Source organism: Streptomyces sp. NPDC090442, from assembly GCF_044769405.1.
Lineage (GTDB): Bacteria > Actinomycetota > Actinomycetes > Streptomycetales > Streptomycetaceae > Streptomyces.
Genome location: NZ_JBIVXW010000032.1, coordinates 12,302 through 24,729 on the forward strand (window position 1 = coordinate 12,302; position 12,428 = coordinate 24,729).

Annotated in this window: 13 protein-coding genes; 10 read left to right on the forward strand and 3 right to left on the reverse strand. The window is 73.9% G+C overall.

Going from position 1 to position 12,428, the window contains the following annotated elements; translation table 11 throughout:
* Positions 1 to 3: 3 nt before the first annotated feature.
* Positions 4 to 1,164, reverse strand: a complete 1,161-nt coding sequence (locus tag ACIQU6_RS22630) for a sensor histidine kinase (protein WP_403483468.1) — start codon at positions 1,162 to 1,164, stop codon at positions 4 to 6.
* Between the two features lie 182 nt (positions 1,165 to 1,346).
* Between ACIQU6_RS22630 and ACIQU6_RS22635 the strand changes: the two genes are divergently transcribed.
* A complete protein-coding gene (locus ACIQU6_RS22635) occupies positions 1,347 to 1,808 on the forward strand; it encodes a hypothetical protein (protein ID WP_403483469.1) in 462 nt (153 codons plus the stop codon).
* Positions 1,809 to 1,843: 35 nt separating this feature from the next.
* Here the strand turns inward: ACIQU6_RS22635 and ACIQU6_RS22640 are convergent, their stop codons facing one another.
* Both ACIQU6_RS22640 and ACIQU6_RS22645 read right to left on the reverse strand, forming a co-directional pair.
* A complete protein-coding gene (locus tag ACIQU6_RS22640; protein WP_403483470.1) occupies positions 1,844 to 3,328 on the reverse strand; it encodes a carboxylesterase/lipase family protein in 1,485 nt (494 codons plus the stop codon).
* 154 nt (positions 3,329 to 3,482) lie between these two features.
* Positions 3,483 to 4,421, reverse strand: coding sequence for a LysR substrate-binding domain-containing protein (locus ACIQU6_RS22645; RefSeq protein ID WP_403483471.1), 939 nt, complete (start codon positions 4,419 to 4,421; stop codon positions 3,483 to 3,485).
* 176 nt (positions 4,422 to 4,597) lie between these two features.
* Here ACIQU6_RS22645 and ACIQU6_RS22650 point away from each other — a divergent pair, with 176 nt between their 5' ends.
* The 9 genes from ACIQU6_RS22650 (at position 4,598) to ACIQU6_RS22690 (ending at position 12,339) form a co-directional block, all read left to right on the forward strand.
* On the forward strand, positions 4,598 to 6,055 hold the full coding sequence (locus ACIQU6_RS22650; protein ID WP_403483472.1) for a 2-hydroxymuconic semialdehyde dehydrogenase: 1,458 nt from the start codon (positions 4,598 to 4,600) through the stop codon (positions 6,053 to 6,055).
* Between the two features lie 5 nt (positions 6,056 to 6,060).
* On the forward strand, positions 6,061 to 6,906 hold the full coding sequence (locus ACIQU6_RS22655; protein WP_403483473.1) for a 2-keto-4-pentenoate hydratase: 846 nt from the start codon (positions 6,061 to 6,063) through the stop codon (positions 6,904 to 6,906).
* On the forward strand, positions 6,903 to 7,658 hold the full coding sequence (locus ACIQU6_RS22660; RefSeq protein WP_403483474.1) for a 2-keto-4-pentenoate hydratase: 756 nt from the start codon (positions 6,903 to 6,905) through the stop codon (positions 7,656 to 7,658). The genes ACIQU6_RS22655 and ACIQU6_RS22660 overlap by 4 nt, the downstream gene beginning before the upstream one ends.
* Positions 7,655 to 8,086, forward strand: coding sequence for a RidA family protein (locus ACIQU6_RS22665; RefSeq protein WP_403483475.1), 432 nt, complete (start codon positions 7,655 to 7,657; stop codon positions 8,084 to 8,086). Before ACIQU6_RS22660 ends, ACIQU6_RS22665 begins: the two co-directional genes overlap by 4 nt.
* A 52-nt stretch (positions 8,087 to 8,138) precedes the next feature.
* The gene (locus ACIQU6_RS22670) at positions 8,139 to 8,717 is read left to right on the forward strand and encodes a 3-hydroxyanthranilate 3,4-dioxygenase (RefSeq protein WP_403483476.1); all 579 of its coding nucleotides are present in this window, start codon (positions 8,139 to 8,141) and stop codon (positions 8,715 to 8,717) included.
* A gap of 107 nt (positions 8,718 to 8,824) precedes the next feature.
* A complete protein-coding gene (locus ACIQU6_RS22675; RefSeq protein WP_403483477.1) occupies positions 8,825 to 9,877 on the forward strand; it encodes an amidohydrolase family protein in 1,053 nt (350 codons plus the stop codon).
* Positions 9,874 to 10,800, forward strand: coding sequence for an acetaldehyde dehydrogenase (acetylating) (locus tag ACIQU6_RS22680; RefSeq protein ID WP_403483478.1), 927 nt, complete (start codon positions 9,874 to 9,876; stop codon positions 10,798 to 10,800). The genes ACIQU6_RS22675 and ACIQU6_RS22680 overlap by 4 nt, the downstream gene beginning before the upstream one ends.
* Positions 10,797 to 11,849 carry a 4-hydroxy-2-oxovalerate aldolase gene (dmpG, locus tag ACIQU6_RS22685; RefSeq protein WP_403483479.1) on the forward strand — a complete coding sequence of 351 codons (1,053 nt, stop codon included), beginning with the start codon at positions 10,797 to 10,799 and terminating at the stop codon, positions 11,847 to 11,849. Before ACIQU6_RS22680 ends, dmpG begins: the two co-directional genes overlap by 4 nt.
* 118 nt (positions 11,850 to 11,967) lie before the next feature.
* A complete protein-coding gene (locus tag ACIQU6_RS22690; protein WP_403483480.1) occupies positions 11,968 to 12,339 on the forward strand; it encodes an ATP-binding protein in 372 nt (123 codons plus the stop codon).
* Positions 12,340 to 12,428 lie beyond the last annotated feature (89 nt).

Genomic DNA, 12,428 nt, shown 5'->3' on the forward strand with positions numbered 1-12,428 from the left:
TGGTTACTCATAAGGCACTCGGCATTTCACGATCCAGTCTCCGTTCGCCGTGCCGGCGGTCAGGCTGCCGCCGACGATCTCGGCGCGTTCGCGCATGCCGGGGACGCCGTGGCCGCCCGGGATGTCGGGCTCCGGGCGTTCGGCGGGTGGGGGCAGTCGGTTGGTGACGCGTAGTTCCACGGCGTCCAGGCCGGCCGACACGAGGACGGCGACGGGTGTGCCGGGGGCGTGTTTGCGGGCGTTGGTCAGGGCCTCGACGGTGATGGAGGCGAGGACCTCGCCGACCGGTTCGGGGACCCGCGACGGCTCGCCCCGGACGTCGACGTCCACCGTCATGCCCTGGGCGCGGACGCCGGCGACGATCTCGCCGAGGGCCGCGTCGATGCCTGCGGGGAGCCGGCGCAGGGCGTCCACGGCGCGCTTGGCGGCCACCAGGCCGTCCGCCGCCATGGTGCGGGCGCCGCGGACCCGGGTCAGCACGTCCGGGTCCGCGCCGCGGGCCACGGACACCGCCTCCAGGGCGTCGAGTTGGATCACCAGGCCGCCGAGCGAGTGGGCGAGGACGTCGTGGATGTCCCGGGCGATCCTGGCGCGTTCCTCCCGTACGGCGTCCTCGGCCCGGCGCTCGGCGGCGCCGCGTTCGGCCCGGCGGTCGAGGGCGTTCAGGCGGGCGAGGAATCCGAAGCCGCCGGCGGTCACGGCGGAGATCAGCACCGAGACCGCGACCCGGGGGCTGCCGCCAGCGGCTTCATGGGCGAGGACGAAGCCCGCCACACCGAGCGCGAGGGCGACGCCGGTCCGGCGCACCGGGATCTCGGCGGACGAGATCAGCAGGAACAGGCCGGCCGCGCCCGTGAACGCCGGCGCGGAGGGGTCGGTGGGGCTGAGCCCGGCGAGCACCGCGCCCCCGACGAGCAGCACGCTCCACGCCGCGTCCGGCCAGGGACGCGCCAGTACGTGCCGGAAGGCCGCGGTACCCGCCCACAGGGCGAGCAGCGCGGCGAGCGCGGCGCTGCTCCAGGCCGGGTGGGCGGTGACGGTGTGCAAGACCACGGCGAGGGCCAGGCCCAGGGCGTGCAGGGCGAGCCTGCGGAGCCGGGTGGCGTCGAGGCCGTCCCGGAACCCGCCGGCCGGCCTCCTGGGGGTGACGTTGTCGTTCCGCACGGCTCCATCCTGCGCGATCGCGGGCGAGGGAATGCCCGGAGGGGGCGGTCGCCGTCCGTTTCTCCACCCATTTCTCCAACCCGGTGGCCGATCCGGGGGCGGCGGTCGGGCCGCAGGGTGGGGTGGTCGGGCGGTGTTCGCCGCCCGTCTCGCCCGTCGTCGTAGGGAAGGTCCCGGGGGTCATGAACAATCCCACCACCACCAATCTCGCCGTCACCGCCGTCGTGCTGGTGTGGCTGCTCTCCCGGCAGCTCGCCGAACGGCCGTTGCGGGAGCGGTCCCCGATCGGCCTGGTGCTGCTCGTCATCGGGGCGGTCGAGACCGGGGCGTACGTCACCTCGTCGCCGTTGTCATGGCGGGACGGGGCCCTGGTCGTGGCGAGCCTGGCGGTCGGGGTGGTGCTGGCGGCGGTGCGCGCGTTCACGGTGCGGCTGTCGGTGCGTGGTGGGCAGGTGATGCGGCAGGGCACGGTGCTCACCGCGGCACTGTGGATCGTCGGCCTGGGACAGCACTTCCTGATCGACACCGCGGTCACGGCCCAACTGGGCGCGGTGACCGTGCTGTTCTACTTCGGGGTGGTGGTGCTGGCGCAGCAGTTGGTGCTGGTGCGGCGGGCCGCCGTGGCGGGGCTGTCCGGTCGCTGACCGGGAGGCGCTGCCTGCGGCGGCCCGGGGCGCGGTCAGTGCCCGGCGCCCTGTACCGGGGTGGGGGCGAAGTGGCGGACGCGGTCGGGGGTGGCGGGCGCGTAGGCCGGGATGCCCTGCGGGGTGCTGGTGGTGACGAAGGTGGCGACGGCGTCGGCGAAGGCGTCGCCGAGCGCGCGGGCGGCGGCGTCCGGGTGGCCGAGCATCGGACTGTCGACGAAGGTGTCGAACGTGCCGAAGAGGAAGGGCAGTTCGACGCAGTGGCAGGCACCGAGGGGGTTGTCCGCGCCGGGGGCGGCGTAGTCGAACTGGTAGACGTGGGTGGGGTTGCCGGCGGCGGCGTGGTGGTCGGCGATCTCCAGGGCGCCGCTGCGGAAGTCGGCGTCGGTCTGGGCGGCGATGACGATCCACCCCGGCGTGGCGTCGGGGAGTTGGTCGGCGTACCGCTGGTAGAGCCGCTCGGCCTCGCCGTCGCCGGGGGCCAGGCGGGCGAGGGTGTCCAGGGCGCCGGCGCGGCTGAGGGACTGGATGGCGGGGACGAGGCCCAGGAACGCGGCCATCTCGTCGCGGGTGGTGCCGATCAGCAGGTCCTTGCCGTCCAGGGCGCCGGCGGCCAGCGCGTCACGCCAGGCATGGGGGTTGCCGGCGCCGCCGAGCACCGGGTACATCGCCGGGGCGACGCTGCCCGCCTGGGCGACCTGCATGGCCAACGTGCCGTGGGTGGCGATGAGTTGCTCGACGGGGAGGGCGCGGAGGGCCTTGCCCGGGTCGGGCTGGTCGGCCACGTCGAGGAGGCGGAGGTATTCCCGGGCGTGCTCGGCGGCCAGGGCGGGGTCCTGCGGCGGCAGGCCCCAGGGGCCGCTCTGCAGCAGGACGCGGCGGACGAGCCCGCTGGTCTCCGGGTCGGTCGCGAGCGCCAGGGCGGAGAACGCGCCGGCCGACTGGCCGCCGACCGTCACGGCGTCCGGGTCGCCGCCGAACGCCGCGATGTTGTCCCGCACCCAGCGCAGCGCCGCCGCCTGGTCCTGGGAGCCGAGGTTGTCCGCGCCGATCTGCGGGAGGTGGAGGTAACCGAGCGCGCCCAGGCGGTAGTTGGCGGTGACCACGACCAGGTCGCCGCGGGCGGCGAGCCGGGCGCCGTCGTACCAGTCCCAGCCGCCGGAGCCGCTGCTGAAGCCGCCGCCGTGGAACCACAGCAGGACCGGGCGGGGCGGGCCGTCCCGCCGGTCCGCGGGCGGGCCGAAGACGTTGAGGGTGAGGCAGCCGTCCTCGTCCCAGTCGGGGGTGCGGCGGCCCATGACCGCCTCCAAGCGGGAGGGATTCTGGGGTGTGGCGGGTCCGGCGTGCAGCGCGTCCCGTATGTCCGACCACGGCGCGCACGGCCGGGGCGGGGCGAACCGCAACTCGCCGACGGGCGAGGCGGCGTAGGGGATGCCGCGGAAGGCCGCCACCCCGCCCTCGGCCCGGCCGCGGACCCGGCCCTGCTCCGTGGCCACGATCTGGTCGCTGTCCTGCGTCATCTGCTCACCCTTCGCGCATCTGTTACGCACTCTGTCGCACTGTGCCGCGCACCTGTGGTGGATCTGCCGCACACGTGCTGTGCCCGTTCTATCCCGACTGTGCCGCTCCGAGCCAACGGCGCCCCGGCCCGCGCTCCGCGTCAGGCAAGCGCCCTCACGCCGGTGCCTCACCCTGCGGCCCGGTCAACTCGACCGCCTGTTCCTCCAAATGATCCAGCATCAGCCGGGCCGACGGCGTGAGCGGGCGCCGGTCCGGCAGGGTCACGCCGACGGTGCGGCGTACCGGCTCCAGCGGGATGGGCAGCGGGAGGACCTCGCCGTTGGTGCGGGCCACCAGTTCCGGGAGCGCCGCGATCATGTCGGTGTCGCGGACGAGGGTGCGGACGGTGAGGGCCGAGGAGCACTCCACGCGGTTGGCCGGGAGCGGCAGGCCGGCGTCGCGGAACACCTCCTCCAGTTCCTGTCGCAGGGCGGTCTGCCGGAGCGGGAGGACCCAGGGGTGTTGGAGGAGGTCGGCGAGGGTCAGGTCGGGGCGGGAGCGGGCCGGGTGGTCGGGGCGGGCGACGAGTTGCACCGGCTCGCGGTAGAGGGTGAGTTGGCGCAGCGCCGGCTGGTCGTCGATGGGGTTGAGCCGGCCCAGGATCAGGTCGATCTCGCCGTCCAGCAGCCGGGGCACCTGGGTGTCGAAGGGGGCTTCGTGGACGACGACGGTGATGCCCGGCCGGGTGGCCTTCAGCGCGGCGATGGCCCTGGGGAGCAGTACGTTGGAGCCGGCGATGAGGGTGCCGACGGTGACCGTGCCCACCTCCCCGTCGGCGAGCCCGGTGATCCGTTCGCCGGCGCGGCGCAGTTCGGCGAGGACGGAGCGGGCGTGCTCGATGAAGGCGGCGCCGAAGAGCGTCGGCGCGGCGCCTCGGGGGCCGCGGTAGAACAGCTCGACGCCCAGGATGCCTTCGAGTTCGCGCAGGCTCCGGGTCACCGCGGGCTGTGCCAGCCGCAGGTGTTCGGCGGCGCGCAGCACGCTGCCGTGTTCCTCTATCGCCACCGCCAGCACCAGGTGCCGCAGCTTGAGCCGTCCGTTCAGTAAGTCCATCTCACCCTCACCCCTACCGGGCCCGACCCCGTGGCCACACCCACATCGATATACCTGAATCGCTATACCTGGCTTGCGAATTGGTATTGGACGAGCATATCTCGGGCGACGAATGATGAGCGCACGGACCGGCGGGCGAAACCGGTCCGGGACCACCCGAGAGGAGCGGTATCAGTATGCAGCCGGCGCACTACATCGGCGGGGCGTTCCAACCCCCGGAGCCCGAGGCCACCGGCGGCGGCTTCCCGCTCGTCGACCCGGTGAACGGGGCGGTCGTCGGACGGGTCCCGGAGGCGTCCCGCGAGACGGTCGACGCGGCGGTGCGCGCGGCACGCCAGGCACTGCGGGGCCCGTGGGGCCGGGCCGGGGCGACCGAGCGGGCCGCCGCGCTGCGGATGATCGCCGACGGCATCGAGCGGCGCTTCGAGGCGTTCGTGGCGGCGGAGTCGGCCGACACCGGCAAGCCCCGCGAACTGGCCGCCACCGTCGACATCCCGCGCGCCATCGGCAACTTCCGCGCCTACGCCGACCTGCTCTACGGCCAGTCGGAGCGCGCCTACCTCACCGACGTGCCCGGTTGGAGCGACGGCACCGGACAGGCACTGAACTACACCGTCCGCCGCCCCCTCGGCGTGGTCGCCGTGATCGCGCCGTGGAACCTCCCGCTGCTGCTGCTCACCTGGAAGGTCGCCCCCGCGCTGGCGGCCGGCAACGCGGTGGTCGCCAAGCCCTCGGAGGAAACCCCCTCGACGGCGACGCTGCTGGCCGATGTGATCGACGAAGTGGGGCTGCCGGACGGCGCGTTCAACGTCGTCCACGGGCACGGGCCGGGCGCCGCCGGCGAGTTCCTCACCGCACACCCCGACGTGGACGCCATCGCCTTCACCGGCGAGTCGGCCACCGGCGCCGCCATCATGCGCGCCGCCGCCGACCACGTCACCCCGGTCTCCTTCGAACTCGGCGGCAAGAACCCGGCACTGGTCTTCGCCGACGCCGACCTCGACGAGGCGGTGGCCGGCACGCTCCGGTCGGCGTTCACCCACTCCGGCCAGATCTGCCTGTGCACCGAGCGGGTCTACGTCGAGCGCCCGCTCTTCGACCGGTTCGTCACCGCACTGGGTGCGCAGGCCCGCAAGGTCTCCGGCTACGGGCCGATGATCTCCGCGCGCCACCGCGACAAGGTGCTGTCGTACTTCAGGTCGGCGGTCGAGGAGGGCGCGACGGTCGTCGCCGGCGGCAGCGCCCCGGTCTTCGGTGACGACCGCGACAACGGCTTCTACGCCGAGCCGACCGTCCTCACCGGGCTGCCGCCGACCGCCCGCGCGGTCACCGAGGAGGTCTTCGGGCCGGTCTGCCACATCGCCCCGTTCGACACCGAGGAGGAGGCGGTCCGGCTCGCCAACGACAGCCCCTACGGCCTGGCCGCGACGGTGTGGACCCGCGACCTGTCCCGGGCGCACCGGGTGGCGCCGCGCATCGAGGCCGGCATCGTGTGGGTCAACTGCTGGAACCTGCGCGACCTGCGCACCCCCTTCGGCGGCCGGAAGGCGTCCGGCGTCGGCCGGGAGGGCGGCCAGCACTCCCTGGACTTCTTCTCCGAACCCACCAACATCTGCGTCCGGATCGGGGCGTGAGCGCCGTGACGACAGTGTCCACCGCCCTCGACATCGGCGTCGGCGCCGCCGCCCGGCGCCTGCTCGCCGCGCACGCCACCCGGACGCCCTGCGACCCGGTACGCGAACTGATCGACGGCCTGGACGAGGCCTACGCCGTCCAGGAGTGCCTGACCCGCTCCTGGTTGGCCGCCGGCCGCCGACCCGTCGGCCGCAAGATCGGCCTGACCTCGCCCGAGGTGCAGCGTCAACTCGGCGTGAGCAGCCCGGACTTCGGGACGCTCTTCAGCGACATGGCGGTCCCGGACGGCGCGGAGATCCCGGACGGCGCGGTGCTGCAACCCCGCGCGGAGGCCGAGGTCGCCCTCGTACTGGAGCGGGACCTGACCCACGAGCGGCACACCGTCGCCGACCTGCTGCGCGCCACCGCGTTCGCACTCCCCGCGATCGAGGTGGTCGGCAGCCGCATCCGCGACTGGGACATCCTGCTGACCGACACCGTCGCCGACAACGCCTCCGGCGGAATGTACGTACTCGGCAACCGCCCGACCCGACTGGCCGACCTGGACCTGCGGCTGTGCGGCATGGTCCTGGAGCGCCGGGGCGAGCAGGTGTCCACCGGGACCGGCGCGGCCTGCCTGGGCCATCCCCTCAACGCCGCACTGTGGTTGGCCGACACCCTGGTGCGGTGCGGCCGTCCGCTGCGGGCCGGGGACACCGTGCTGACCGGCGCGCTGGGCCCGATGGTCAGCACCGCCCCCGGGGACGTGCTGGAGGCCCGGATCGAGGGCCTGGGGGACGTACGGGTCGCGTTCGCCCGCGACGAACGGGCCGACGAGGCCGCCACGCGCCAGGGAGGCGGCACCGCATGACCGACATCCAGGAACTCGCCACGACACTCGACGACGCGGCGCGCCGGGTGCGGGCGATCGCCCCGCTCACCGAGGCCGGGCCGCTCGACGTGGCCGACGCCTACGCGGTCCAACGGGCCGTCCTGGCCCGCAAGACGGCCCGCGGCGAGCGGCTGATCGGCGTCAAGATGGGCTTCACCAGCCGCGCCAAGATGGTGCAGATGGGCGTCGACGACGTCATCTGGGGGCTGCTGACCGACGCCATGCTGGTCGAGTCGACCCTGGACCTGAGCGGCCTGATCCAGCCGCGGATCGAGCCCGAGATCGCGTTCCTGATCGGCCGCCGGGTCCGCTCGGCCGCCGAGGCGGACGCCGCGGTCGCCGGCGTCGCGGTCGGCTACGAGGTGCTCGACTCCCGCTACCGCGACTTCGCGTTCACCCTGCCCGACGTGATCGCCGACAACGCCTCGGCCGCGGCCTTCGGCCTCGGTCCCTGGCACGACCCCCGCGACCTCGGCGGCATCGCCAACATCGGCCTGGTGATGGAGATCGAGGGACGGCTCACCCAGACCGGCTCGTCGGCCGCGATCCTCGGCGACCCGATGCGCTCGCTGCGCGCCGCGGCCCGCCTCGCCGAACGGGCCGGCATCCCACTGGAACCGGGCTGGGTGGTGCTCGCCGGCGCCGCCACCGCCGCCGTCCCGCTCCCCCGCAACGCCCACGTCCGCATCTCCGGCGCCGGCCTGGGCAGCGTGGCGGTGACGACGGCATGAGCGACGCGATCCTGGTCGAGGGCAAGGCCGCACCCCGCGGACGCTTCCCGCACGTGCGCCGGGCCGGCGACTTCGTCTTCGTCTCCGGCACCAGCTCCCGCCGGCCCGACGGCACCATCGCCGGCGCGGAGGCCGACGACCTCGGCGTCACCCGCGTCGACATCCGCGAGCAGACCCGCGCGGTGATCGAGAACCTCCGCGACCTGCTGCGGGCGGCCGGTGGCGACCTCGGCGACGCGGTCAACCTCACCGCCTACCTCGTCAACATGCACGACTTCGGCGGCTACAACGAGGTCTACGCCGAGTTCTTCGACGCGTCCGGCCCGGCCCGTACCACGGTCGCCGTCCACCAACTCCCCCACCCCCACCTGCTCGTCGAGATCGCCTGCACCGCGTATCTTCCGCGCCGGGCCGGCCGACCGGAGTGACCGGTTCGCGTACCGCGCCATCGGCCCACGAGTCCTTTAGGAGGGCGAGAGGATGACCCTGCCCAAGCTGTCGTCGGGAGTGCCGTTCAACTTCGAGCGGTGGATCGAGGAACACCGCGAACTGCTCCGGCCGCCGGTCGGCAACGTCCAGGTCTGGCAGGACAGCGACCTGATGGTCACCGTCGTCGGCGGCCCCAACCAGCGCACCGACTTCCACGACGACCCGATCGAGGAGTTCTTCTACCAGCTCAAGGGCAACATGGTCCTGCGGGTCATGGAGGAGGAGGGCAAGCCCCCACGCGACGTGCAGATCAACGAGGGCGACGTCTTCCTGCTGCCACCGCACGTGCGGCACTCGCCGCAGCGCCCCGAGCCCGGCTCGATCGGGCTGGTGGTGGAGTTCGCCCGGCCCAGGGGTAGCAAGGACGCCTTCGAGTGGTACTGCACCGAGTGCTTCCACCTGGTCTACCGCGCCGAGCTCCAACTCCGTTCCCTCGTCGCCGATTTACCGCCCGTCTTCCGCGGCTTCTACGCCGGCGAGCGCACCTGCCCGCGCTGCGGCGCCCGCCACCCCGGCGAGCAATGGCCCGAGCACCAACGGCCGCAGACCCGGGCCCGCGCCCGCGACTGATCCCGGAGACCGCTCCCCCTTCCGCCCCGCCCACGGGGCCCCACGCCCCCGTGGGCGGGCCAGGCACCCCCGGCCGGCCCGCCCACGGGCCTTCGAAACGGAGTCCCGTGACCGCCACCGACCCCCACCCCGACCCCGCGCCCGTCATCGACGTCCACACCCACCTCTTCCCGCGCATCTCCCGCGCCGAGAGCCGCATCCTGGTCGGCGCCGGCGAGCCCTGGCTGCGGGAACTGGCCGACGGCGGCGGGATGATGATGAGCGGCCCCGACGACTACCGGCCGGTCCGCCCCGAACTGTGGGACGCCGGCGCCCGGTTGGCCGCCATGGACCACTCCGGCGTCGACGTCCAGGCGGTCTCCTCCACCCCGCTGCTCTTCGGCTACTCCGCCGACCCGGCCCGCGCCGTCGACTGGTGCGAACTGGTCAACCAGCGCATCCTGGATTTCTGCCGGCAGGCCCCGGACCGGCTGCTACCGCTGTGCCAAGTCCCCCTGCAGCACGCCGAGTCGGCCGCCGCGATGGTCACCCGGGCCAAGGCGGCCGGCCACCGCGGCGTGCACATCGGCAACCACGTCGGGACCCGCTACCTCGACGACGCCGACCTGCTGGGCTTCCTCGCCCACTGCGCCGACGTCGACATGCCCGTCCTCGTCCACCCCTGGGACATGCTCGGCGCGGACCGGATGGCCCGCGGCTACATGCTGCCCTGGCTCGTCGGCATGGCCGCCGAGACCCAACTCTCGCTGCTCTCGCTGATCCTGTCCGGCGCCTTCGAGCAACTGCCGCGCTCGCTGCGGATGTGCTTCTGCCACGGCGGCGGCAGCTTCGCCTACCTCCTCGGCCGGGCCGACAACGCCTGGCACCAGCGCGACATCGTCCGCAAGGACTCCCCCCACCCGCCCTCCGCCTACACCGACCGCTTCTTCGTCGACTCCGCGGTCTTCGACCCCAGGGCGCTGCGACTGCTGCTGGACGTGATGGGCACCGAACGGGTCATGCTCGGCACCGACTTCCCCTTCCCGCTCGGCGAACAGGAGCCCGGCGCGACCATCCGCGGCTGCACCGGCCTGACCGACGCCGACCGCGCGGCACTCCTCGGCGGCAACGCCCGCCGCTTCTTCGCCCCCGGGCCGACCACGAAGGCACAGACACGATGAGCCCCGCCCCGCACCGCACCAAGGTCGCGATCCTCGGCTCCGGCAACATCGGCACCGACCTGATGATCAAGGTGCTCCGGACCTCGGACGTGCTGACCGTCGCCGCCGTCGCCGGCATCGACCCGGCCTCCGACGGACTGGCCCGGGCCCGCCGCCTGGGCGTGCCCACCACCCACGACGGCGTCGACGGCCTGCTGGCCCGGCCCGACTTCGACGAGATCGCGATCGTGCTGGACGCCACCTCCGCGGCCGCCCACCGGCACCACGCCGCCGCCCTCGCCCCGCACGGCAAGCAACTGATCGACCTGACCCCGGCCGCCCTCGGCCCCTACGTCGTCCCACCGGTCAACCTCGACCGGCACCTCACCGCCCCCGACCTCAACATGGTCACCTGCGGCGGCCAGGCCACCGTCCCGATCGTCGCCGCGGTCTCCCGGATCGCCCCGGTCCGCTACGCCGAGATCATCGCCTCGATCGCCGCCCGCTCCGCCGGCCCCGGCACCCGCGCCAACATCGACGAGTTCACCGAGACCACCGCCCGCGCCCTCGAAGCGGTCGGCGGCGCGGCCCGCGGCAAGGCCGTCATCGTCCTCAACCCCGCCGACCCGCCACCGGTGATGCGCGACACCGTCCACTGCGTCGTCGACGACCGGGCCGACCCCGCCGCCCTCACCGAGTCCATCGACGCCATGGCCGCCGAGGTCGCCGCCTACGTCCCCGGATACCGCCTCAAACAACGCGTCCAGATCCGCCCGATCGGCCCGGAGGACCCGCTCACCACCCTCGCCGGCGGCACCGGGCAACTCGTCTCCACCTTCCTCGAAGTCGAGGGCGCCGCCCACTACTTGCCCGCCTACGCCGGCAACCTGGACATCATGACCTCCGCAGCGCTGCGGGTCGCGGAAAGGCTGGCCACCCGATGACCCACGCCCTCTACGTCCAGGACGTCACCCTCCGGGACGGGATGCACGCCATCCGGCACCGGTACGGCACCGACCAGGTCCGCGCCATCGCCGCCGCGCTGGACGCCGCCGGCGTCGACGCCATCGAGGTCGCCCACGGCGACGGCCTGGCCGGCTCCAGCATCAACTACGGCCCCGGCGCGCACCCCGACGAGGAGTGGATCGCCGCCGCCGCCGACGTCGTCCGGCGCGCCACCCTCACCACCCTCCTCCTGCCCGGCATCGGCACCCTCGCCGAACTCCGCCGCGCACACGCCCTCGGCGTCCGCTCCGTCCGCGTCGCCACCCACTGCACCGAGGCCGACATCGCCGCCCAACACATCGCCACCGCCCGCGAACTGGGCATGGACGTGGCCGGATTCCTGATGATGGCGCACCTCGCCGACCCCGCGACCCTCGCCACCCAGGCCAAGCTGATGGAGTCCTACGGCGCCCACTGCGTCTACGTCACCGACTCCGGCGGCCGACTCACCATGGACGGCGTCCGCGACCGCGTCCGCGCCTACCGCGACGTCCTGGACGCCGACACCGAGATCGGCATCCACGCCCACCACAACCTCGCCCTCGGCGTCGCCAACTCCGTGGTCGCCGTCGAGCACGGCGTCCGCCGCGTCGACGCCTCCCTCGCCGGCATGGGCGCGGGCGCCGGCAACTGCCCCCTGGAGGCGTTCATCGCCGTCGCCGACCTCATGGGCTGGCGGCACGGCTGCGACGCCTTCCGACTGATGGACGCCGCCGACGACCTCGTCCGCCCCCTCCAGGACCGGCCCGTGCGCGTCGACCGGGAAACCCTCTCCCTCGGCTACGCCGGGGTCTACTCCAGCTTCCTCCGGCACGCCGAGGACGCCGCCCGCCGGCACGGTCTGGACACCCGCAGCCTGCTGGTCGAGGCCGGCGCCCGCGGCCTGGTCGGCGGCCAGGAGGACCTGATCGAGGACATCGCCCTCGACCTGGCGCGACGCCCCGCGCGGACACCGGCCGCCGAGGCGCCTCCCATGCCCCGGGCATAGGGCGGCCAGCGGTTCGGCGCCCCTGCCCGTGTGGCAAAGTGGATCGGGGATGCACGTTTCGCGCCACCGCGGGTACACGCTCCCCAAGGTCGGATCCGCACCGCCAGGGAGGTGAACGGTGGCTTGCACAGCGGAACTCCCCGCCACGTCGGCAGAGGCACGTGACCTCGTCGACGCACTTCTGCGCGCCTGCCACCAGAGCGTCGACGAGATCGTGGTGGCCGACGCCCTGCTGATCACTTCGGAGTTGGTCACCAACGCCCTGCGGCACGCGGGCGGGGTCACCGGCTTCACCGCCCGCATCACGGGCGGACGCCTCGAAGTGACCGTCGAGGACGCCAGCCCGCTGCGCCCCAGCGCCCCGGTCGACGCCCGCGACGGCCGGGTCGGCGGCTACGGCTGGTCCCTCGTCCACCGGCTCGCCACCTCCGTCGCCATCACCACCACCGCGGCCGGCAAGGGCATCCACGTGGCGCTGCGACTGATGTGACGCCGATTACGGCCCCGACGCCGACCGTAGCGCGCCGACCGCAGCGGTCCCGGCCACAGCCGCCACTCATTGGCCGGTTCTGACCCCCC